Raw genomic sequence first — 23,305 nt, forward strand, 5'->3', positions numbered from 1 at the left:
AACCTCGCGAGACCTTCCCATGCTCAATTACCTGTGGTTTTTCCTCGCCGCGCTGTTTGAAATTGCTGGCTGCTTTGCCTTCTGGATGTGGTTGCGTCAGGGTAAAAGTGCCTGGTGGGTACTGCCGGCGCTACTGAGCCTGACGTTGTTCGCGATGCTGCTGACGCGAATAGAGGCGACTTATGCAGGCCGTGCCTATGCCGCCTACGGCGGTATCTACATCATTGCTTCAATTGCCTGGCTGGCGATGGTCGAGCGGATTCGTCCACTGGGCTCCGACTGGCTTGGCGTAGCCCTGTGCGTGATAGGTGCAAGCATCATCCTGTTCGGCCCGCGCTTCTCGGCGTCCTGACGAATCGGCCTTTGTTTGAAGCGTTTGTCAGGCATTTCCTTCAGCAAGGCAGGCCTGTGGTTGTAGGTTTGGTCTGGTTTACCGCGGCTGTCTTGTAGGCCCGGGGTGCACCGGGCATCTTCAAGGTCCGGTAACCCTGAAGGACCACAGCCATGCTTGTACTCAGTCGCGTAGTCGGCGAATTGATTTCCATCGGCGACACCATTTCGGTGCGCATCATTGCCGTCAATGGCGGCCATGTACGCTTCGGCATTGAAGCCCCTAACCATGTCAGCGTGCACCGTTCGGAGATCTACGAGCGCATCCAGCGCAAGCTGGCTCAAAACAAAAAATCAGTCGAATAGATGCTTGGGCACGTCATGCTTGAGCATCAGCTGGCATTGCTCGCTGTCCGGATCGAAGACAATCAGGGCCTGGCCCTTGGTCAATGCCTGGCGAACCCTCAATACACGGGTTTCCAGCGGTGTGTCATCGCCATTGTCGGTACCGTCGCGGGTCACGAAATCCTCGATCAGGCGGGTCAGGGTATCGACTTCAAGTTGGTCGTGGGGAATCAGCATAGGCACCTCGGTCAAATCAATGGCGCGATGCTACGGTGAATCACCGGGCGGGGCTAGCCTGGGGGCTGCGTTGTCGGTCTGACGTCATCGCCATCAGGCTGGCTCTCACAGTTGAGTGCACAACCCTGCGGGCGCCAGCCTGATGGTGATGACGGTAGACCGGTCAGCGAAATACCGGCTTAGCTATTGTTGCGTTGGCCTACGAGGCTATCCACCGATGGCACCCGCGTATCGCTTTCCATCTGCGTTTCGTGCTCGATCTGGTGACTGAACCGGTCCAGCGAGCCCTTGGCCGGCTGCGCGTCGCTGGCGAACACCGGCGGGCTGAGGATATAGGCGCCGAGCAGGCGACTGAGGGCGGCGAGGCTGTCGATGTGGGTGCGTTCGTAGCCGTGGGTGGCATCGCAGCCAAAGGCGAGCAGGGCGGTGCGGATGTCATGGCCGGCGGTGACCGCCGAGTGCGCGTCGCTGAAGTAGTAGCGGAACAAGTCGCGGCGGACCGGCAGCTCGTTGTCACTGGCCAGGCGTAGCAGGTGCCGCGACAAGTGATAGTCGTACGGCCCGCCGGAATCCTGCATCGCAATGCTAACCGCGTGCTCGCTGGAGTGCTGGCCGGGCGCGACGGGCGCAATGTCGATACCGACGAATTCACTGACGTCCCACGGTAGCGCCGCCGCGGCACCACTGCCGGTTTCCTCGGTGATGGTGAACAGCGGATGACAATCGATCGCCAGCTCTTCGCCACTGTCGACGATGGCTTTCAACGCGGCCAGCAAGGCCGCGACGCCGGCCTTGTCGTCCAGGTGACGGGCGCTGATGTGGCCGCTCTCGGTGAACTCCGGCAGCGGGTCGAAGGCGACGAAATCGCCGACGCTGATGCCCAGGGAATCGCAATCGGCGCGGGTGGCGCAATAGGCATCCAGGCGCAGTTCGATGTGATCCCAACTGATTGGCATTTCATCCACGGCAGTATTGAACGCGTGCCCGGAGGCCATCAAGGGCAACACGCTGCCGCGGATCACGCCATTGTCGGTAAACAGGCTCACGCGGCTGCCTTCGGCAAAGCGGCTGGACCAGCAACCCACGGGGGCGAGCGTCAGGCGGCCGTTGTCCTTGATGGCGCGCACGGCGGCGCCAATGGTGTCCAGGTGGGCGGAGACGGCGCGGTCGGGGCTGTTTTTCTTGCCCTTGAGGGTGGCGCGGATGGTGCCGCGGCGTGTCATCTCGAAGGGAATGCCCAGCTCTTCGAGGCGTTCGGCGACATAGCGCACGATGGTGTCGGTAAAGCCGGTGGGGCTGGGAATGGCGAGCATTTCCAGCAGGACTTTTTGCAGATAGGTCAGGTCCGGTTCCGGGTATTGGCGGGTCATGGAAACTCCTGATGAGTTGAGGCCATCGATGGTTTCGATGAGGTTTTTTTGTGGCCTGTCAGGCCGTCTTCGCTGGCAAGCCAGCTCCTACAGGTCAAACAAAAAACCTTGTGGGAGCTGGCTTGCCAGCGAAAGCGGCCGTCCAGCCACCACAATTAAGAAACGGCCGGCTGACTGTGCGGAAACAACAGGTCCACAAACCGCTCAGCCGTCGGCTGCGGTTCATGATTGGCCAGCCCGGCGCGCTCGTTGGCTTCGATGAATACGTACTCCGGTTGGTCGGCGGCAGACACCATCAGGTCGAGGCCGACCATGGCAATATCCAGCGCCCGCGCCGCGCGCACGGCGGCGTCCACCAGGGTGGGATGCAGAATCGCGGTGACGTCCTCGAGAATCCCGCCTGTATGAAGATTCGCAGTACGCCGTACGAACAAATGCTCGCCCGCCGGCAGAATACTGTCGAAGTCGTAACCCGCTGCCTGCACGGTACGCTCGGTCTCATGATCCAGCGGTATCTTGCTTTCGCCGCTCGTAGCCGCCTGCCGCCGCCGACTCTGGGCTTCGATCAGCGCACCGATGGAGTGCTGGCCATCGCCCACCACCTCCGCCGGCCGACGGATCGCCGCAGCCACCACTTCAAAGCCGATCACCAGAATCCGCAGGTCCAGGCCTTCGTGGAAGCTTTCCAACAGCACTCGAGTGTCGAATTGGCGGGCCGCGTCGATGGCTTGCTGGACCTCCTCGATCGTTTGCAGATCCACTGCCACCCCTTGGCCTTGTTCACCGTCCAGCGGTTTGACCACCACTCGATGGTGTTCGTCGAGAAACGCCAGGTTGTCATCGGCGTTACCCGCCAGTTGCTGCGCCGGCAGGTTCAGGCCAGCGGCCGTAAGCACTTTATGGGTCAGGCTTTTGTCCTGGCACAGGCTCATGCTGATGGCGCTGGTCAGGTCGCTGAGGGACTCGCGACAGCGTACCCGGCGGCCACCATGGCTGAGGGTGAACATGCCGGCTTCGGCATCATCGACCTGGACATCGATGCCGCGCCGGTGCGCTTCTTCGACGATGATCCGCGCGTACGGATTGAACGCCGCTTCAGGACCCGGACCAAGGAACAGCGACTGGTTGATACCGTTCTTGCGCTTGATGGCGAACGTCGAGAGGTTGCGAAAGCCGAGCTTGGCGTAGAGATTTTTCGCCTGGCGGTTGTCGTGCAGTACGGACAGATCGAGGTAGCTCAACCCGCGACTCATGAAGTGTTCAATCAAATGCCGCACCAGCACCTCACCGACGCCGGGCCGCGAACAGCGCGGATCGACCGCCAGGCACCACAGGCTGCTGCCGTTTTCCGGATCGTTGAAGGCCTTGTGATGATTGAGGCCCATGACGCTGCCGATGATCGCGCCGCTGTCTTCGTCTTCCGCCAGCCAATACACCGGACCGCCCTGGTGCATGGGGGTCAGCCGGCGGGCATCGATCGGCAGCATGCCGCGTGCGTGGTAAAGCTGATTGATGGCGTCCCAGTCTGCTTCGCTCTGGGCACGGCGAATGCGAAAACCGCGAAACACCCGGGTGGCCTGGCGGTAATCGCTGAACCACAGGCGCAAGGTATCGGACGGATCGAGGAACAGCTGAGCGGGTTCCAGCCCCAGCACCTGCTGGGGCGCGGCGACGTAGAGAGCGATATCCCGTTCGCCTGGCTGCTCCTTGAGCAGCTCCCGGGCGAGGCTGGCGGCGTCGGCGAAAGTGTGCCCGATCAGCAGGCGGCCCCAGCCGCAATGCACGGCAATGGGCTCGGCGCCCAGGCTGCTGCCGTCTTCGGCCAGGCGCGCCTGCAAACGTTCGTAGGAAGGCGCCTGACCGCGCAACAAGCGCTGGCTGATGGCCGTAGCGTGAGGTTTCATCGGTCAGATTCCTTGTTCACTGAGCCACAGGTTCAGCGCTGCCAGTTGCCACAGCTTGGAGCCGCGCAACGGCGTCAATTGACCTTGCGGATCAGTCAGCAGGCGATCGAGCATGGCGGGGTTGAACAGGCCGCGATCCTGGCTTGGATCGAGCAGCAGTTCGCGCACCCAGTTCAGCGTGTCACCCTGCAAGTGCTTGAGACCAGGTACCGGAAAGTAACCCTTCTTGCGGTCGATCACTTCACTGGGGATCACCAGGCGCGCCGCTTCCTTCAGGACCTGCTTGCCACCGTCGGGCAGTTTGAATTTGCCCGGCACCCGCGCCGACAATTCCACCAGGCGATAGTCGAGAAACGGTGTGCGCGCTTCCAGGCCCCAGGCCATGGTCATGTTGTCGACGCGCTTGACCGGGTCGTCCACCAGCATCACCGTGCTGTCCAGGCGCAGGGCCTTGTCCACAGCGGCATCGGCGCCGGGCTGTGCGAAATGTTCCTTCACGAAGTCGCCGGCAGCGTCATTGGCTGTCAGCCATTTCGGCTGCACGGTGGCGGCATAGTCGTCGTAGCTGCGGTCGAAAAACGCTTCGCGATAGGCCGCGTACGGATCGCTGGCGCCGTCGACCTGTGGATACCAGTGGTATCCGGCAAACAGTTCGTCGGCACCCTGGCCGCTTTGCACCACTTTGCAATGCTTTGCCACTTCCCGGGACAGCAGGTAAAAGGCGATGCAGTCGTGGCTGACCATCGGCTCGCTCATGGCGCGGAACGCAGCGGGCAATTGTTCGATGATCTCTTTTTCGTCGATGCGCAATTGGTGGTGCTGGGTACCGTAGTGTTTGGCGATCAGGTCCGAATACTGGAACTCGTCGCCGCGCTCGCCGCCGGCATCCTGGAAACCGATGGAGAAGGTCGACAGGTTTTCCACGCCGACCTCGCGCAACAGCCCGACCAGCATGCTCGAATCGACACCGCCGGACAGCAGCACGCCGACATCCACCGCGGCACGTTGGCGGATGGCCACCGCGTCGCGCGTACTGTCGAGTACGCGGTCACGCCAGTCTTCGAGCGTCAGATTTTTCTCATCGTCGTGTGGGCCGTAGGGCAGGGTCCACCAGGTTTTCTGCTCGGTGCGGCCATCCGCTTCAATGCGCATCCAGCTCGCCGGTGGCAGTTTTTCGATACCGGCCAGCAATGTGCGCGGCGCCGGAACCACGGCGTGGAAATTCAGATAGTGATTGAGCGCAACCGGATCGAGGATCGGATTGATATCGCCGCCCTTGAGCAACGCTGGTAACGCCGAGGCAAAGCGCAGGCGCTGGCCGGTGCGCGAGAGGTACAGCGGCTTGACGCCCAGGCGGTCGCGAGCGATGAACAGGCGTTGGCTGTCGCGTTCCCAAATGGCGAAGGCAAACATGCCGTTGAGTTTTGGTAGAAGTGCTTCACCCCAGGCATGAAAGCCCTTGAGCAGTACTTCAGTGTCGCCACCGGAATAGAAGGCATAACCCAGGCTTTCAAGTTCGCTGCGCAGTTCCGGGAAGTTGTAGATCGCGCCATTGAAGGCCAGGGACAGCCCCAATTGGTTGTCGATCATCGGCTGCGCCGAACCGTCCGACAAGTCCATGATTTTCAGGCGGCGATGGCCCAGGGCAATCGGCCCCTGGCTGTGAAAACCCCAGGCGTCGGGGCCTCGAGGTGCCAGGTGATGGGTGATCCGCTCAATGGCTGCAAGGTCTGCAGGTTGATTGTCAAAACGTAACTCGCCAGCTAATCCGCACATAAATTCCTTACCGGTTTTTCCGTTGGGGAGGGGTAATCGATACCGCCAAAACGGCGGGTACTCAGAAACTGACCCGCCTCGGTAGTGGGAGTTTTAGAACAATCGGTTATAAGCAGTCGTTTGGCGGCGCACGTCCGTGGTGCACAAGCTTGCATTGCCGTGGTGGTAATTATTGCTGGGATGCATAGGAGAAGCTGTTGTGACACCGCCCGCTTCGTTCCGGTTTTCGAATTATCAATTGCCCGTCGAGCTTCATAAACTGAGTGTCTCCCCATGCAATAAGGATATTGCCCCATGCTAATCAAAACACTTGAGGACGCCCCCGAGGCCGCGTCCATGACCCCAGCACAACGTCTGGAGGCTTTGCTGGAGCACGCCGGCGATCTGGACAAGGCTGACGTCTTGCAAGCGTCCATTCCAAAGTGGTTGTCCGATGCGGACCTGAAAGTGGTGCAGGCGCTGAAAACTGCGTTCGAGCAGTCGTTTCTCACTCAAGGCAAAGTCACGACGGCACTTGAACAGCTCAAGCCACTGGACGAGTTCTGCAAAGAGCAGCTGACCAGCGGCCTCAAGGCCAAATGGAAGATTGATGTCGACGTCGAGCGCGACACCCTGCAAATCGCAAAAAAAGCCTACGCATCAACAGGGCTGTTCCCGGTCGGTTATTTGGCTGAAGACAACACCCTTTCTCGCAGCCTGCTCCAGGCGGCCATGGAAAATTTCACCCTCGCAGAGGCCGGGAGCGGCGGCGGCCTGACGGGCGCGGTGATTCGAATCGATACAAAGCCGCCATCAGGTGATGAAGTCACTGCTGGCGAATTCGCAACGCTGTGTCGAGAGCTTGATCTTGGTGCCAACTATCAACGCCACATTATTGAAACCCTGGCGTTACCGGCCAAGCCTGCAGGCGGTGCGCCCGTCGATGATCAGGCTGGCATCGCGGATATCCGGCGCCTGAAGGCGCTGGATATGCAAGTCGCACTGCATATGGCCTATCTGAAAAAGGACATCACCCACGCCGTTTACACCATGCTGCTGAGCGTGCTCGAACAGGATGTCCCGGCGGCTCAAACAAGGGATGCGCTGCTTGCTGGCGCCCCGGTGCTGTGGCAAGGCCTGTCGATTCATGACGCCTGCATTTGTGGAGTCCTGGTGTTCAGCAAGGTCTCCATCGATACCGACACGAAAGCCGGGTGCGTGGTCTACATGCCGAACGAACCTCGTCGACCGCTGTATGAATACGCCTCGCTGGAGGAGTTCCGGACCTACCTCACCCTCAAGCTGCAAAGTACAAGCTACAGGAAGTTTTTCGTCCGGCAGTACCTGCATGGCCACGACAAGACCGGGTTTTTTTCCCGGTTTGACAACGGCAGGGCCTTGGGAACGCTCAAGGCCCTTCCTGCCGATACGTGCCTTGCCGATTTTTTCTTCAGTTCGTTTGTCAGCAAGACCCAGGAAGACGCACGGATCCTTGTTGTGCCGACCGAAGACGTGGATGAACAACAACGGGAAAAAACCCTTCGGGTGTTGCAGGACGGAGGTCTTCTGCTAATGAATGCCGCCTCGTTTTTCGTCCCGCTGATTGGCCAGATGATGTTGGCGGCGGCTGTGGTCGATATTGCCAGCGAGGTGTTCGAAGGGGTGCTGGATTGGACTCGCGGTGAGCGAACGCAGGCGTTGTCCCATTTGCTGAACGTCGTGGAAAACCTCGCGCAGATAGCGGCGTTTGCGGCGGGCAGCAAAATAATCTCGACAGCCGTGAGCAAGGGCGTGAAAGAGCAGGCGGCATTCTTCGACGGTTTCGAGGCCGTCACCGGAACGGATGGCAAGGCAAGGCTATGGAAGCCGGACCTCGAACCCTATAAGCACACCACGACGCTGCCAGCAGATGTACAACCTGATTCGCAAGGGATCTACCGGCACGCCGGACACACTTCGATCGTCGTGGATGGAGCACCCTATAGAGTGACCCGCAACGCGGCGGACACGGCATGGATCATCAATCACCCGGTGCGAAGTGACGCATTCCGGCCGGCCGTCGAGCGGAACTTGCAAGGTGGCTGGCGGCATGTTTATGAGCACGTCCACGAATGGCGCGAAGGGGGATATGCGTTGGGGCGCACGGATCAGCGCTTGAGTGATCTGGGCAGCGACCTGGATGCGATTGCCGAAATCACTGCGATGACCCCTGACAAATTGCACCGTTTGCATGAAAGCAACCTCAAGTTGCCGCAGCGGTTGAATGACTGTGTCGAGCGTTTCAGGATCGACCGGCGCATTACCGCGATGGTTGCTTCGCTGGAGCAGGGAGAGATCGCAAACACGGCTTTCATCCAGGAACAACTGCATACGTTACCAAGGCTGGCCGGTTGGCCGCAGGAGCGTTTCATCGAAGTGCTCGACGAGAGCGACCTGGTCGTGTCCCGCTTCCCCGAAACAGCCCCATACGACGATGATGTCAACAGCGTGCCGGTTTGGCAGACGCAATTGAACTCGGGACAATTGCTCGATACCGTCATCGATGGTCTCTATCCGGAAGAAGTCGAGGGCATTGTCGGTACCACGACAACTGAGTCGCGATCGCAGTTGTTGGCCAAGAAGATCGCAACCAGTCTCAAGGGCAATCGTCAGCCGTTGTTTGAATGGCTCTATAAAACCTGGAACTCAAGCGCTACCGGTGACGTCGCGACACTGCGCGAACACGCCGCTGACCTGCCCGTGCGCGTGTGCCAGGAGTTGCTGGACAACGCTTCGGGTCGGGATCGAAGCTTTCTGCGCGAGCGCAAGATCCCGGGGGTGGATCTCGCCCGGCAGGTCAGTGAGGCGCAGGCCAGGATCAGGCAGGACCGTGCACTCACGGGGCTGCACCTGCCGACACTGGCCAATGCCGACACCGACAAACTGATGCTCGGTTTGATGGATCGAGTGCAAGGCTGGAATGACGACTTTCGACTCGAAGTACGCCAGGGGTCAGTAACAAGCACCTTGCTCGACAGCGTGGGCGACGCTGCTGCGCAGTCGCTCGCTGTGATCGTCAAGCTGCCCACCCGCTATCAGGTCACAAACGACGGCGGCAATGTGACTTTCACTCATACGAGCCAATCGCTGCTTGAGTCAATACTGGATGCATTGCCTGCTTCCGATCGTTCCCGCATGGGCTTCACCGGCAGCGATACGCTCGACGTCCCGACACTTCGGTCTCGTCTGTCGAGGGCCGCCACGGGTGACCCCGCGCATACCGGGCGGGTGCTACGGGGCGAACGCACTGAAACAGCGGCGTACCTGTACGCCTGTGTCCAGGCGAGTCCTCCCGCTGCCAGCGCCTATCCCTCGGGCTTGATGCGTAAAGTCAAAAAGCTGTATCCGATGTTTACGAATGCCCAGGTGTCGGCGTTTCTCGATGGGGCCGGCAGTACGCCGATGCAGCGGGCGAATCGAGTCAAGGTGCTGGGTCAGCGACTGAAGACACTGCGCGGGGTGCTGGACGCCTGGTGCAGCGACGAGGTGCAGATGAGGAAGTTGCCGGGGGTGCTTAACGACATCCGTGTCAGCCGTCGTCAGGTGGCCAGGACCCTCGAAAACTGCTGGCGCCGGATAACGCCTGTGGGGTGGCCGCAACATCAGCCCTTCACTTCGCTCACGCTGACGCGCAACCCGGTGGGCCAGTTACCGACCCTGACCGAGGAGGATGTCGCCCATGTGCGCAGCCTTTCGATCATGGACATGCAGGCCGGTGATGAACTCGCGTATTTCCTCAAACCGTTCAAAGGCCTTGTCAGCCTGGAGCTGGACCGCAATCAACTCACACGATTGCCTGAAGTGCTGTCGCACATGCCCGACCTTGAGCACCTGAGGCTGGACGGCAATCAGATAGCGCTGACCGAGCACACGCTGAAAAAACTCGCCGGCATGCGCAATTTGCGCACCTTGGGGCTCAGTGGCAATCGGTTGGGGGCCACGATCGACGTCAGCAAGATGCTGCATCTGCAAGCCCTGTTCCTGGGCGATACCCACGCAACGGAATTGCCCGTCGGGCTGGCGCACTTGCCGTATCTGGATTTCGTCGACCTGAGGGGCAACGAGATTCGTGAGTTGCCTGCCTGGCTGCTCCAGGTCCCTCGACGACTTGCCCAGACGATCAACCTGCGCAACAACCCGATATCCGAGGCGAGCCGTGCGAAGCTGGAAATCTTCCGTGACAACACGGGGATCGGGATGGGGCTGCTGGACACCAGAACCGAAGTGTTCAACGAGCAGAAGGCGCGAGACCTGTGGATGTCGAACCCGGTGGAAGAAACCTATGCCCTTCGTAACCAGGCATGGCTGGCGTTGAAGAACGAACCGGGTTCGAAGGGTTTTTTTGAGTTGCTGGCAGAGTTGGGAAGCTCGGGGGACAGCCGCTTTGTCCACGAAGACATGACGCGGCGGGTGTGGAGTGTCATTGACTCGACCCGGACAGACCCTGCATTGCGCGATCAATTGCTGGCGATGGCGGTGAAAGCCAACTGCGCCGACTCTGCGGCGACAATCTTCAGTAATCTTGAAGTGGCCGTGGATATCGACACGGTGGTTCGCCAGTCGGTCAATGCCCATGATCAGGCCGCTCGGTTGTTGAAACTTGCGCGACGTTTGTTCCGCCTGGATTACCTCGCCAGGTTCGCCCGGGAGAAAGTCCGGGCCAATCCCAAGCTCGACCCCGTGGAAGTGGAATTGGCCTATCGCACCGGCCTGGCCGATCGGCTCGAACTGGTAGGTCAACCCCGGCATATGCGCTATGCATCACTCAGCGGCGTAACAGCCAAGGACCTGGACGATGCCTGCAACGACGTCCTCACCGCCGAAATGTCCCCCGAACTATTGACTTACGTGCGAGGCCGTACGTTTTGGAGTGACTTTTTGCGCCAGCATCATGGCAAACAGTTCACCGACCTGGCTGCACCATTTCAAGAGCGTATGCAGACCGCCTTTGAAAGTGAGGAAGCGTTTGGCGCGGACTATCGCACCACGGTCGACGGCATCGCCGCTGAAATGAAGGTGGCTGAGAGCGATTTGTTGAAGCGCCTGACCGAGGCCGCCATGAAAGCCGACGAGTTAAAGGCCTGCTTTGCGCTGGACTGACCCCGTCAGGCCTTGCCGCGTATCAAGCGACGCAAGGCGAAGCGATTTGGATGACAGGCCTCGGCCACGGCCCTGGGCAGCGGCAGCGGTTCGTCATCCAGCCAGGCGGCGATCAGTTCGCCTGACAACGGCGCAGTGATCAGCCCTCGCGAACCGTGGCCGCTGTTGACGTACAAGCCATCCAGCCAAGGGCAAGGGATGTCCGGGACTTGCCGGGCATCCTTGCTCAATGCGACGTAGTTGTCGGTGAACGCCTGGCTGTCGGCCAATGGGCCGACAATCGGCAAGTAATCCGGGCTGGTGCAGCGAAACGCTGCGCGGCCTTCCAGTTCGTTTGCGTGCAACGAGTCGGCTCCGAGCCGAGCGACCAGATCCAGCGAGATCTCTTCGAGCATCTGCAAGTTGCCGAGGTGTTCGGCAGTGGTCGGGGTCAGGTCGTCGTTGTTGAAATCGAAACTCGCCCCCAGGGTATGTTCACCCAGGCGTGCCGGCGCGACGTAGCCTTCGGCGCACACCACGGTACTCAGCGCCTGGCTTGCAGGGGTTTGGGGCAGGCGGGTGATTTGTCCGCGAATGCGCTTGAGCGGCAACCCGCTGCTGTAGGTGAATCGCTTGATCTCGGCGGCGCCGGCCAGCACCACGGTGGGGGCTTGGGCAAGTAACCTGTCGCCATCCCAGGCTTGCCAGTCTCCGTCCACGCGGCGCAATTCCAGCACATCGTGATGGGTCAGCAGTTCAATGTTCGATTGCCCGGCCTGCCATTGGCACAGAGCGGGTGGATGCACCCAGCCGCCTTCGGGGTAAAACAGGCCCCCCGCTGGCAACGCGATACCGGCGCGAGCCTCGGCTTGCACTTGATCGAGGCTGTGCAGCAAGCCTTCGGGAAACGCCGCCGCCAATTGCGCTTGCCGCTCGGCTTCCTTGGCGTTGAAGGCCAATTGCAAGACTCCGCAATCGTCCCAGTCGACGCCCCGTTGCAGATGCTCAAGCAAGCGCCGGGTGTAGCCGAAGCCACTGACGATCAATTGCGACAACGCCGTGCCGTGCGCGGAAAGCTTGAGGTACAGCACGCCCTGGGGATTGCCCGAGGCTTCCTGCGCCAGCGCATGGTGACGCTCCAGCAGACTCACCTGCCAACCGCGCGCAGCCAGGCTCGCGGCCGTCGCACAACCGGCCAGCCCGGCGCCGATCACCAGCGCGCGACGTTCGCCGGTGGGCGGTGTCGGGCGCGCAAACCAGGGTTTCGCCACCGCGGGTGTCGGGCCTTCTGCCGGCCAGCCGAGAAACGTGCCGCGCAGGATTTCCCATTTGTGGCCGATGCCTGGCGTACGTTTCATCTTGAAGCCCGCGGCATTGAGCAGCCGGCGCACCCAACCGGTACTGGTGAAGGTGCTGATGGTCGAACCGGGTGCCGCCAGGCGGGCGAGTTCGGCAAACAATTGGGCGGTCCACATGTCGGGGTTTTTCGCCGGGGCGAAGCCGTCGAGAAACCAGGCGTCGATCTGCGCGTCCAGTTGCGGTAATTGCTCCAGGGCATCGCCGATCAGCAAGGTGAGCGTGACGCGGCCGTTATCCAGGACCAGGCGCTGGAAACCTTGGTGGATCGCCTGGTATTGCGCCAGCAGTTGATCAGCGAACGGCTTGAGTTCCGGCCACAAGGCCAGCGCCCGTTGCAGGTCGGCCAGGCTCAGCGGGTATTTCTCGACGCTGACGAAATGCAGGCGCGCACCGGCCAAAGCGTGCTGCTCGAACAACTGCCAGGCGCAGAGAAAATTCAACCCGGTGCCGAAGCCGGTTTCGCCAATCACCAGTCGCCCGCCCACCGGCAACGCGGCAAAACGTTCACGCAAAGCGTTCTGTTCGAGGAACACGTAGCGGGTTTCATCCAGCCCCGACAGGTCGGAAAAGTACACATCGTCGAACACCCGCGAGCGCGGGAGGCCTTGGTCGTCCCAGTCGATCTGGGCGTGGGGCAGTACAGGTTTCATGGCAGGCTCGGTCACGGCAAGGCGCACATTCTATCCGATCGCGGGTGGGGTGCTTGATCCATGGCAAGGCCGGCAACGCCGCCAGCGATGAAAATGGGATTTCTCCCCCGCAGGAGAGGTCAATCCACTAGTCTTGCTCACATCTGCCAGGGAGCTGCCCATGTTCGAATCCGCCGAAATCGATCACGCCATCGACAAAGAAACCTACGACGCCGAGGTCCCGGCCCTGCGTGAAGCCTTGCTCGAAGCGCAATTCGAGCTGCGCCAGCAGAGCCGCTTTCCGGTGATCATTCTGATCAATGGCATCGAAGGCGCCGGCAAGGGTGAGACGGTCAAGCTGCTCAACGAGTGGATGGACCCGCGCCTGATCGAGGTCCGCACCTTCGATCAGCAAACCGATGAAGAGCTGGCGCGGCCACCGGCCTGGCGCTATTGGCGGATGCTCCCGGCCAGGGGCCGCATGGGCGTGTTTTTCGGCAACTGGTACAGCCAGATGCTGCAGGCTCGGGTCCATGGCGTGATCAAGGACCCAAGGTTCGATCAAAGTATCAACGCCGCCGAACGCCTGGAAAAAATGCTGTGCGACGAAGGCGCGCTGATCTTCAAGTTCTGGTTCCACTTGTCCAAGAAACAAATGAAGGCACGCCTCAAGGCCTTGGCCGATGACCCGCTCCACAGCTGGCGCATCAGCCCGCTGGACTGGCAGCAATCCGAAACCTACGACCGCTTTGTGAAATACGGTGAACGCGTCTTGCGTCGCACCAGCCGCGACTATGCGCCCTGGCATGTGATCGCCGGCATGGATGCGCATTATCGCAGCCTGGTGGTGGGGAAAATTCTGCTCGAAGGCCTGCAAAACGCCCTGAGACGACCGAAAATCCACCCGGAAAAAGTCAACGCCGCCCCCGTATTCCCAAGCGTCGATCAATTGAACCTGCTGGATAGCCTCGACCTCACCTCGAATCTGGCCAAAAACGATTATGAAGAGCAACTGATTACCGAACAGGCAAGGTTTTCCGGGTTGATGCGCGACAAACGCATGCGCCGCCACGCGCTGGTGGCGGTGTTCGAAGGCAATGACGCGGCGGGCAAGGGCGGGGCGATTCGCCGGGTTGCCGCGGCGTTGGACCCGCGCCAATACAACATCGTGCCGATTGCCGCGCCCACCGAGGAGGAGCGGGCACAGCCGTACCTTTGGCGTTTTTGGCGGCATATTCCCGCACGGGGCAAATTCACCGTGTTCGACCGCTCCTGGTACGGGCGGGTGCTGGTGGAGCGTATCGAAGGATTTTGCACCCCGGCGGACTGGCTGCGCGCCTACAGCGAAATCAACGATTTTGAGGAACAGCTCAGCGATGCCGGGGTGATCGTGGTCAAGTTCTGGCTGGCCATCGATAAGCAGACGCAGCTGGAACGCTTCCAGGAACGCGAAAACATCCCGTTCAAACGCTTCAAGATCACCGAGGACGATTGGCGCAACCGCGACAAGTGGGAGGACTATCGCACCGCCGTCGGTGACATGGTTGACCGCACCAGCACGGAGATCTCGCCCTGGACACTGGTTGAGGCCAATGACAAGCGCTGGGCGCGGGTCAAGGTCTTGCGCACCATCAATCGCGCAGTGGAAGAAGCGTTCGAACAGTCGGACAAGGGCAAAGGCAAGGGCAAGGGCAGGGGCAAGTAGTCAGGCGATGGTTGCGCATACGCGGGGTGAATGATTGTCGCGGTCGGTTATTGGGTGGGCTTATGCTCGGTTCACTTTCAACCGACAACAACAATGAGGTATGCCATGCGTGAAGTGGTGATCGTCGACAGCGTGCGGACCGGCCTGGCCAAATCCTTTCGCGGCAAGTTCAACATGACCCGTCCCGACGACATGGCGGCGCATTGTGTCGACGCCTTGCTGGCGCGTACCGGCATCGACCCGGCCAGCGTCGAGGACTGCATCGTCGGTGCCGGCTCCAACGAAGGCTCCCAGGGCTATAACATCGGGCGCAACGTCGCGGTGTTGTCGCGCCTGGGCATCGGCGTCGCCGGCATGACCCTCAACCGCTTCTGTTCCTCGGGCTTGCAGGCGATCGCCATCGCCGCCAACCAGATTGCCTCCGGTTGCAGCGACATCATCGTGGCCGGTGGCGTTGAGTCCATCAGCCTGACGATGAAAAGCATCAACACCGATCACCTGATCAATCCGCTGCTCAAGGAGCAAGTGCCGGGGATCTACTTCCCGATGGGCCAGACCGCTGAAATCGTCGCACGTCGATACGACGTCAGCCGCGAAGAACAGGACCTGTACGCCCTGCAAAGCCAGCAGCGCACTGCCCGGGCACAAGCGCAGGGATTGTTCGACGATGAAATCGTACCGATGGCGGTGAAGTACCGGGTCGAAGACAAGGCCAGCGGCCAGGTGCAGATTCTCGAGGGCATGGTGGGGCGCGATGACTGCAACCGTCCCGACACCACCCTGCAAAGCCTGGCCGGACTGAATCCAGTGTTTGCCGAGGGTGGCTCGGTCACCGCCGGTAACTCGTCGCAGCTGTCCGACGGCGCCTCCATGACCCTGGTGATGAGCCTGGAAAAAGCCCTGGCGCTGGGCTTGAAGCCCAAGGCGTTCTTCCGCGGATTCACCGTGGCGGGCTGCGAACCGGACGAGATGGGCATCGGCCCGGTGTTCTCGGTGCCGAAACTGCTCAAGGCCAAGGGCTTGCACATTAACGATATCGATTTGTGGGAACTCAACGAAGCCTTCGCCTCGCAGTGCCTGTACGCGCGTAACCGGCTGGAAATCGACAACGAGCGGTATAACGTCAATGGTGGTTCGATTTCCATCGGCCACCCGTTCGGCATGACCGGTTCGCGCCAGGTCGGGCACCTCGTTCGTGAGTTGCAGCGGCGCAATCTGCGTTACGGCATTGTCACCATGTGCGTGGGCGGCGGGATGGGGGCTACCGGGTTGTTCGAGGCGGTGCGTTAGGTTTCACGGATTTGTATAGATAGTCGTAAAGCCAGCTCGCGACCTGCACAGTTTCATTCGCGCCCAGGCCTCAACTGTCCCTGTGTCCCAAGCGAGTCAGCGCCTAGAATGGCGCTACTTGTTTCCGGATTGGGGTTGGCATGCACATTTCATCGGGTCGCTGGGTTTATGGGCTGTTCCTGGCCTTGCTGACCGCGCTGTTGTGGGGAATCCTGCCGATCAAGCTCAAGCAGGTGCTGCTGGTGATGGACCCGGTCACGGTGACCTGGTTTCGCCTGATGGTGTCCGGTAGTTGCCTGTTCATTTACCTGGCGGCGACCCGGCGCCTGCCGAGCCGCAAGGTGCTCGGGCCGCGCGGGGGCTGGCTGGTGCTGATGGCGGTGCTCGGCCTGGTGGGCAACTACGTGCTGTATCTGATGGGGTTGAATCTGCTCAGTCCCGGCACCGCGCAACTGGTGGTGCAGATGGGCCCGATCATGTTGCTGATCGCCAGTGTGTTCGTGTTCAAGGAGCGCTTCAGTCTGGGGCAGGGGATCGGTTTGTTGGTGTTGCTGGTCGGCTTCGTGCTGTTTTTCAACCAGCGCCTGAGTGAACTGCTGACCTCGTTGAGCGACTACACCGCCGGTGTGCTGCTGGTATTGCTGGCTTCCACGGTCTGGACGTTTTATGCGCTGGGGCAGAAGCAGTTGCTGACCGTATGGAATTCACTGCAGGTGATGATGGTGATCTACCTGTTCTGCGGGCTGTTGCTGACGCCGTGGGTTCATCCGCTGGAGGCGCTGCAATTGACCCCCGTACAAGGCTGGCTGCTGCTGGCGTGCTGCATGAACACCCTGATTGCCTATGGCGCATTTGCCGAGGCGCTGGCGCATTGGGAGGCGTCGCGGGTCAGTGCGACCCTGGCTATCACGCCGCTGGTGACCTTGGCCGCCGTGGCCGTGGCCGCCTGGTGGTGGCCGGAGTATGTGCACGCCGAGACCATCAATGGCCTGGGCTATGGCGGAGCGGTGCTGGTGGTGTTGGGGTCGGCGCTGGTGGCGTTGGGGCCGTCGTTGATGGCCGGGCTTCGGGCTCGCAAGATTCGGATGGCGGCCAGTTAGACCGCGTTTTCGTTCTTCGCGAGCAGGCTCGCTCCCACATGATCCGTGCACGGTCCATTGTGGGAGCGAGCCCGCTCGCGAAGACGGACTATCAGGCGCTAAAGAGCTCAGCCCTTGGCCCCAGCCTCCAGCATATTCTCCGGCCTCACCCAGGCATCGAACTCTTCATCGGTCAGATAGCCCAGCTGCAACGCCGCCGCCCTCAATGTCAGCCCCTCGGCATAGGCTTTCTTGGCGATCTCCGCCGACTTGTCATAACCAATGTGCGGGTTCAGCGCTGTCACCAGCATCAAACCTTGTTCCAGATGCTCAGCCATTTTCCCGGCGTCCGGTTCCAGGCCGGCGATGCAATGCTGCTGGAAGTTGCTGCAGCCGTCGGCCAGCAGGCGGATCGATTGCAGCAGGTTGTGGATGATCACCGGCTTGAATACGTTCAGCTGCAGGTGACCCTGGCTTGCCGCGAAACCGATGGTCACGTCGTTACCCAAGACCTGGCAGGCCAGCATCGACAGCGCTTCGCACTGGGTCGGGTTGACCTTGCCCGGCATGATCGAACTGCCCGGTTCGTTGGCCGGCAGCTTCACTTCGGCAAAGCCGGCGCGCGGGCCGGAGCCGAGCAGGCGCAAGTCATTGGCGATTTTCATCAGCGTCACGGCGAGGGTCTTCAGCGCGCCGGACAAGCTGGTCAGCGGCTCGTGGCCGGCCAGGGCGGCGAACTTGTTCGGCGCGGTGACGAACGGCAAGCCGGAAAGGGCCGCCAGTTCCGCGGCGATGGCTTCACCGAAGCCGTGGGGCGAGTTCAGCCCGGTGCCAACCGCCGTACCGCCCTGGGCCAGTTCACAGACCGCCGGCAGCGCACTGCGGATCGCCCGTTCGGCGTAATCGAGCTGGGCGATGAACGCCGAGAGTTCCTGGCCAAAGGTGATCGGCGTGGCATCCATCATGTGGGTGCGGCCGGTCTTGACCAGTTTCATATGGCGGGCCGATAGCTCGGCCAGGCCACCGGACAGTTCGCTGATGGCCGGCAGCAACTGCTGTTGCACCGCCTGGACCGCCGCAATGTGCATGGCCGTGGGGAAACAGTCGTTGGAACTCTGGGAGCGGTTGACGTGATCGTTGGGGTGCACCGGGGACTTGCCGCCGCGGGGGTTACCGGCCAGTTCGTTGGCGCGTCCGGCGATCACCTCGTTGACGTTCATGTTGCTCTGGGTGCCGCTGCCTGTTTGCCAGACCACCAGCGGGAACTGATCGTCATGCTCGCCGTCGAGCACTTCGTCGGCCGCCTGCTCGATCAACCGGGCGATGTCGGCGGGCAAATCGCCGTTACGGTCGTTGACCCGTGCAGCCGCTTTCTTGATCAGCGCCAGGCCGTGCAGTACCGCCAGCGGCATACGTTCGTTGCCGATGGCGAAATTGACCAGCGAGCGTTGCGTCTGAGCACCCCAGTAGGCCTCATCCGGGACTTCTACCTGGCCCAGGCTATCGGTTTCGATTCGGCTCATCATGCACACTCCTGTAGGTCTGATTGCGCAGTTTAGGCCGTGATCGACGGCCGTGGTTCCATCAGTCTGGGATCTGCCCATTCAACCCCTCTAAATCAGGTGCGACAAGGCTTGGGGTTGAGCGACACACTTTTTTAGGCGCAGAATGGTCGTCCTTGGGGTTTTACCTCGTCTGCTAGAAAAGGAAACTCGATGACTCGTCTTCGTGCCATCTGTACCGCGGTTGCACTGGTCTGCGCCAGCGGCCCTGTTTTTGCCGATACCGCCAGCCACAACGCCAGTGCCGAGGCTTTCCTGACCCTGGCGCACGCTGACAAACTGGGCACTCCGGTGTACATGCAAGTACAGCAGATGTTCGCCCAGCGCTTCCAGCAAACCAAAGCCCCCGAGTCGAAAAAAGCCGTACTGGAAACCTATCAGGCCAAGGCCAATGCCGCTCTGGACCAAGCCATTGGCTGGAACAAGCTGAAGCCGGACATGGTCAAGCTCTACACCACCAACTTTACCGAATCGGAGCTCAAGGATCTGGTCGCGTTCTACCAGTCGCCACTGGGCAAGAAAGTCCTGGAGAAAATGCCGCAGCTGACCCAGCAATCGGCCCAGATGACCCAGGCCAAGCTGGAAAGCGCGGTGCCTGTGGTCAACAAACTGCTGGCTGACATGACCGCCGAGCTGGAGCCGAAAGGCGCCGCTGCTCCGGCCAAGAAAAAGCCATAAGCGGAGTTCGGCATGACCATGCAACAACGCATTGAATCGACACTGAGCCTTCTACAGCCCGAGCATTTGCAGGTGCTGGACGAAAGCCACATGCACAGTCGTGGGCTGCAAACCCACTACAAGGCTGTAGTGGTGAGTGCACAGTTCGAAGGCTTGAACCGGGTCAAGCGCCACCAGAAGGTCTACGCCACGCTTGGCGAGCTGATGGGTGAATTCCATGCGTTGGCCTTGCACACCTACACGCCCGAGGAATGGGCGCAGATCGACGCGGCTCCGGCCTCGCCGACCTGTGCCGGTGGTAGCAAAACCTGACACGCCTTGTGGCGCTGGCTTGTTGCAGGAGCTGGCATGCCAGCGAAGGCGTCCTTAAGATCGCTTTCGCTGGCAAGCCAGCTCCTACACAAGCCAGCGCCTACAGCGATGGCGTAATATTTGTTAGAATGTCCAACGCGCCGCTCCTGCGGCGCGTTTTTTTTCGCATCCGGTTCACCCCTTACGAGGGTAGCCACCTGGAGATTTACCCATGACACAACAGATTGTCGTGGCGGCACTGTATAAGTTCGTCACCCTGCAAGATTACGTCGCCCTGCGCGAGCCCCTGCTCAAGGCAATGGTCGACAACGGCATCAAGGGCACGCTACTGATCGCCGAAGAAGGCATCAACGGCACCGTGTCCGGCAGCCGCGAAGGCATCGACGGGCTGATGGCCTGGCTCAAGAACGATCCGCGCATGGACGATATCGACCATAAAGAGTCGTACTGCGACGAACAGCCGTTCTACCGCACCAAGGTCAAGCTCAAGAAAGAGATCGTGACCCTGGGCGTCGAGGGCGTGGACCCGAACAAGAAGGTCGGCACCTATGTCGATCCGCAGGATTGGAATGCGCTGATCAGCGACCCTGAAGTCCTGTTGATCGATACCCGCAACGACTACGAAGTCTCGATCGGCACCTTTGAAGGTGCTATCGATCCGAAAACCACCAGTTTTCGCGAATTTCCTGACTACATCAAAGCCAATTTCGACCCGGCCGTGCACAAGAAAGTGGCAATGTTCTGCACCGGTGGCATTCGTTGCGAAAAAGCCTCGAGCTACATGCTCAGCGAGGGTTTCGATGAGGTCTATCACCTCAAGGGTGGCATCCTGAAATACCTCGAAGAGGTGCCTCAGGAAGAAACCAAGTGGCAGGGCGACTGCTTCGTGTTCGACAACCGCGTGACGGTTCGCCACGACCTCAGCGAAGGCGACTACGATCAATGTCATGCCTGCCGCACACCGGTCAGCGCCTCCGACCGCGCGTCCGAACATTACGTGCCCGGGATCAGCTGCCCGCATTGCTGGAATACGCTGAGCGAGAAAACCCGTCGCAGCGCCATCGACCGGCAAAAGCAGATCGAACTGGCCAAGGCTCGCAACATGCCGCACCCGATCGGCTACAACTACAAGCAAGCATCCACCGAGGCCTGAACCATGTCTGCACGCCTGCTCTATGTGATGGACCCGATGTGTTCCTGGTGCTGGGGCTTCGCGCCGGTTGCCAACGCATTGGTCGAGCAGGCGCAAGCCGCCGGCGTGGATGTACACCTGGTGGTGGGTGGTTTGCGCACCGGCAGCGGTTCGGCGCTGGAGCCGACCACCCGTCGCTACATACTCGAGCACTGGCAGGCGGTCACCGAGGCCACCGGCCAACCCTTCAAGCTTGAAGGGGCGCTGCCCGACGGCTTCGTCTACGACACCGAACCCGCTTGCCGGGCGCTGGTGACTGCACGCGGCCTGGCGCCGGATTGCGCATGGAAGCTGCTCGGGTTGATCCAGCATGCGTTTTACGCCGAAGGTCGTGATGTCACCCGCGCCAGCGTTCTGGTCGAGTTGGCGGAGCAGGCCGGGCTGCCGCGCATCGAGTTCGCCGCCGCTTTCGACCGTGCCGATACGCACGCCGCGACGGCCGCCGATTTCACCTGGGTCCAGGACCTGGGTATCGCCGGTTTCCCGACCTTGCTGGCGGAACGCAATGGGCAATTGGCGTTGCTGACCAATGGCTATCAGCCCCTCAGTGTCCTGTCCCCCTTACTCGGCCGCTGGCTGGAGCGCGCTGCCTGTGCATGACCAGCCCGACGACACCCCAGTCGTAAAGCGTGTCGACCGGCTGAGCTGGGCAGAAATTCGTCGCCTGGCTCTTCATCACAAGAAATCCCTGTGGATCGCCAACGGTGTGGCCGTGCTGGCGACACTGTGCAGCGTGCCGATTCCCTTGCTCCTGCCGTTGCTGGTGGACGAAGTGTTGCTGGGGCACGGTGACGCCGCGCTGAAAATCATGAACCTCGCGCTGCCTGAGGTTTGGCAGAAAGCCGCGGGCTACATTGGCCTGATGCTGGTGGTGACGCTGGCCCTGCGTTGCGCGGCATTGCTGTTCAACGTGGTGCAGGCGCGCTTGTTCGCGGCCTTGGCCAAGGACATCGTCTACCGCATTCGCATCCGCCTGATCGAACGACTCAAGTGCATCTCGCTGGCGGAATACGAAAGCCTGGGCAGCGGCACCGTGACCACGCACCTGGTGACCGATCTCGACACCCTGGACAAGTTCGTCGGCGAAACCCTCAGTCGTTTCCTGGTGGCCATGCTGACGCTGGTCGGCACTGCGGCAATCCTGGTGTGGATGCACTGGCAACTGGCGTTGCTGATCCTGTTGTTCAACCCGCTGGTGATCTACGCCACGGTGCAACTGGGCAAGCGGGTCAAGCACCTGAAGAAACTCGAGAACGACAGCACCTCGCGCTTCACCCAGGCGTTGACCGAAACCCTGGACGCGATCCAGGAAGTGCGTGCCGGTAACCGCCAGGGCTTTTTCCTCGGTCGTCTGGGGCATCGCGCCCGGGACGTACGGGATTACGCGGTGAACTCGCAATGGAAAACCGATGCCTCGAACCGGGCCAGCGGTCTGCTGTTCCAGTTCGGCATCGATATTTTCCGTGCGGCGGCCATGCTGACCGTGCTGTTCTCCGACCTGTCCATCGGCCAGATGCTCGCGGTATTCAGCTACCTGTGGTTCATGATCGGTCCGGTTGAACAACTGCTCAACCTGCAATATGCCTACTACGCCGCCGGTGGCGCACTGTCGCGAATCAATGAGCTGCTGTCGCGCGCCGATGAGCCGCAGTACCCGTGCGGTGTCGACCCGTTCATTGGTCGCCAGACCGTGGGTATCGAGGTTCAGGGGCTGAGCTTCGGCTACGGTGACGAACTGGTACTGAACCAGATGAACCTGTCGATTGCCCCCGGTGAAAAGGTCGCGATCGTCGGCGCCAGCGGTGGCGGCAAGAGCACCCTGGTGCAATTGCTGCTGGGCTTGTACACGCCGCTGGCCGGGACTATTCGTTTCGGTGGTTCGACCCAGCAGGAAATCGGCCTGGAGACCGTGCGGGAAAATGTCGCGGTGGTCCTGCAACACCCGGCGCTCTTCAATGATACGGTGCGCGCGAACCTGACCATGGGCCGTGAACGCAGTGACGAGGCTTGCTGGAATGCCTTGGAAATCGCGCAATTGCACACCACGGTGCGTGAATTGCCCAACGGCCTGGACAGCGTCGTCGGGCGTTCCGGGGTGCGCTTGTCCGGTGGCCAGCGCCAACGCCTGGCTATCGCGCGGATGGTGCTGGCCGATCCCAAGGTGGTGATTCTCGACGAAGCTACCTCGGCGCTGGATGCCGCCACCGAATACAACCTGCACCAGGCGCTCGCGCGATTCCTCAGCCATCGCACCACCCTGATCATCGCCCATCGTTTGTCGGCGGTGAAGCAGGCTGACCGGGTGCTGGTGTTCGATGGCGGGCAGATTGCCGAAGATGGCGACCATCAGCAGTTGATTGCCGAAGGCGGTCTATACGCCAAGCTTTACGGACATTTGCAGCAGCACTGAATCAATGCCAAGGCATGTTGAGTGGAGTTT

Annotated in this window: 17 protein-coding genes; 11 read left to right on the plus strand and 6 right to left on the minus strand. The window is 60.9% G+C overall.

Annotation, left to right across the window (positions count from 1 at the left end):
* Nucleotides 1–19: 19 nt before the first annotated feature.
* A complete protein-coding gene (locus BKX96_RS24430; RefSeq protein ID WP_077185659.1) occupies nt 20–352 on the plus strand; it encodes a YnfA family protein in 333 nt (110 codons plus the stop codon).
* 152 nt (nt 353–504) lie between these two features.
* Nucleotides 505–696 carry a carbon storage regulator CsrA gene (gene csrA, locus BKX96_RS24435; RefSeq protein ID WP_046815984.1) on the plus strand — a complete coding sequence of 64 codons (192 nt, stop codon included), beginning with the start codon at nt 505–507 and terminating at the stop codon, nt 694–696.
* Here csrA and BKX96_RS24440 read toward each other — a convergent pair.
* The 4 genes from BKX96_RS24440 to BKX96_RS24455 form a co-directional block, all read right to left on the minus strand.
* Complete coding sequence (locus BKX96_RS24440; RefSeq protein WP_025212539.1) at nt 685–912, minus strand: YheU family protein; 228 nt, start codon at nt 910–912, stop codon at nt 685–687. The genes csrA and BKX96_RS24440 overlap by 12 nt on opposite strands.
* A 179-nt stretch (nt 913–1,091) precedes the next feature.
* Nucleotides 1,092–2,282, minus strand: coding sequence for an osmoprotectant NAGGN system M42 family peptidase (locus tag BKX96_RS24445; protein ID WP_046815985.1), 1,191 nt, complete (start codon nt 2,280–2,282; stop codon nt 1,092–1,094).
* Between the two features lie 155 nt (nt 2,283–2,437).
* Nucleotides 2,438–4,186, minus strand: coding sequence for an N-acetylglutaminylglutamine synthetase (gene ngg, locus BKX96_RS24450; RefSeq protein ID WP_077185660.1), 1,749 nt, complete (start codon nt 4,184–4,186; stop codon nt 2,438–2,440).
* Between the two features lie 3 nt (nt 4,187–4,189).
* The gene (locus BKX96_RS24455) at nt 4,190–5,962 is read right to left on the minus strand and encodes an N-acetylglutaminylglutamine amidotransferase (protein WP_077185661.1); all 1,773 of its coding nucleotides are present in this window, start codon (nt 5,960–5,962) and stop codon (nt 4,190–4,192) included.
* Nucleotides 5,963–6,256: 294 nt separating this feature from the next.
* Between BKX96_RS24455 and BKX96_RS24460 the strand changes: the two genes are divergently transcribed.
* On the plus strand, nt 6,257–11,080 hold the full coding sequence (locus BKX96_RS24460) for an NEL-type E3 ubiquitin ligase domain-containing protein (protein WP_077185662.1): 4,824 nt from the start codon (nt 6,257–6,259) through the stop codon (nt 11,078–11,080).
* A 5-nt stretch (nt 11,081–11,085) separates the two neighbouring features.
* Here the strand turns inward: BKX96_RS24460 and mnmC are convergent, their stop codons facing one another.
* The gene (gene mnmC, locus BKX96_RS24465; RefSeq protein ID WP_077185663.1) at nt 11,086–13,068 is read right to left on the minus strand and encodes a bifunctional tRNA (5-methylaminomethyl-2-thiouridine)(34)-methyltransferase MnmC2/FAD-dependent 5-carboxymethylaminomethyl-2-thiouridine(34) oxidoreductase MnmC1; all 1,983 of its coding nucleotides are present in this window, start codon (nt 13,066–13,068) and stop codon (nt 11,086–11,088) included.
* A 160-nt stretch (nt 13,069–13,228) separates the two neighbouring features.
* Here mnmC and pap point away from each other — a divergent pair, with 160 nt between their 5' ends.
* From pap to BKX96_RS24480, 3 genes are all read left to right on the plus strand, one after another.
* Nucleotides 13,229–14,752 (plus strand): polyphosphate:AMP phosphotransferase, encoded by a 1,524-nt coding sequence (pap, locus tag BKX96_RS24470; RefSeq protein ID WP_077185664.1) that lies wholly within the window; start codon nt 13,229–13,231, stop codon nt 14,750–14,752.
* A gap of 105 nt (nt 14,753–14,857) precedes the next feature.
* The gene (locus BKX96_RS24475; RefSeq protein WP_077185665.1) at nt 14,858–16,042 is read left to right on the plus strand and encodes a thiolase family protein; all 1,185 of its coding nucleotides are present in this window, start codon (nt 14,858–14,860) and stop codon (nt 16,040–16,042) included.
* 140 nt (nt 16,043–16,182) lie between these two features.
* The gene (locus tag BKX96_RS24480) at nt 16,183–17,142 is read left to right on the plus strand and encodes a DMT family transporter (RefSeq protein ID WP_077185666.1); all 960 of its coding nucleotides are present in this window, start codon (nt 16,183–16,185) and stop codon (nt 17,140–17,142) included.
* Between the two features lie 107 nt (nt 17,143–17,249).
* Here the strand turns inward: BKX96_RS24480 and BKX96_RS24485 are convergent, their stop codons facing one another.
* Nucleotides 17,250–18,644, minus strand: a complete 1,395-nt coding sequence (locus tag BKX96_RS24485; protein WP_046815993.1) for a class II fumarate hydratase — start codon at nt 18,642–18,644, stop codon at nt 17,250–17,252.
* Between the two features lie 192 nt (nt 18,645–18,836).
* Between BKX96_RS24485 and BKX96_RS24490 the strand changes: the two genes are divergently transcribed.
* The 5 genes from BKX96_RS24490 (at nt 18,837) to BKX96_RS24510 (ending at nt 23,275) form a co-directional block, all read left to right on the plus strand.
* Complete coding sequence (locus tag BKX96_RS24490; RefSeq protein WP_046815994.1) at nt 18,837–19,361, plus strand: DUF2059 domain-containing protein; 525 nt, start codon at nt 18,837–18,839, stop codon at nt 19,359–19,361.
* A gap of 12 nt (nt 19,362–19,373) precedes the next feature.
* Nucleotides 19,374–19,673 (plus strand): BolA family protein, encoded by a 300-nt coding sequence (locus BKX96_RS24495; protein WP_077185667.1) that lies wholly within the window; start codon nt 19,374–19,376, stop codon nt 19,671–19,673.
* 211 nt (nt 19,674–19,884) lie between these two features.
* A complete protein-coding gene (gene trhO / locus BKX96_RS24500) occupies nt 19,885–20,826 on the plus strand; it encodes an oxygen-dependent tRNA uridine(34) hydroxylase TrhO (protein WP_046815996.1) in 942 nt (313 codons plus the stop codon).
* Nucleotides 20,827–20,862: 36 nt separating this feature from the next.
* Complete coding sequence (locus BKX96_RS24505; protein ID WP_178134215.1) at nt 20,863–21,465, plus strand: DsbA family protein; 603 nt, start codon at nt 20,863–20,865, stop codon at nt 21,463–21,465.
* Entirely contained in the window at nt 21,458–23,275 is a 1,818-nt protein-coding gene (locus BKX96_RS24510) for an ABC transporter ATP-binding protein (RefSeq protein ID WP_046815998.1), read from the plus strand. Before BKX96_RS24505 ends, BKX96_RS24510 begins: the two co-directional genes overlap by 8 nt.
* Nucleotides 23,276–23,305: the final 30 nt, after the last annotated feature.

Source organism: Pseudomonas putida (assembly GCF_001976065.1).
Lineage (GTDB): Bacteria > Pseudomonadota > Gammaproteobacteria > Pseudomonadales > Pseudomonadaceae > Aquipseudomonas > Aquipseudomonas serbica.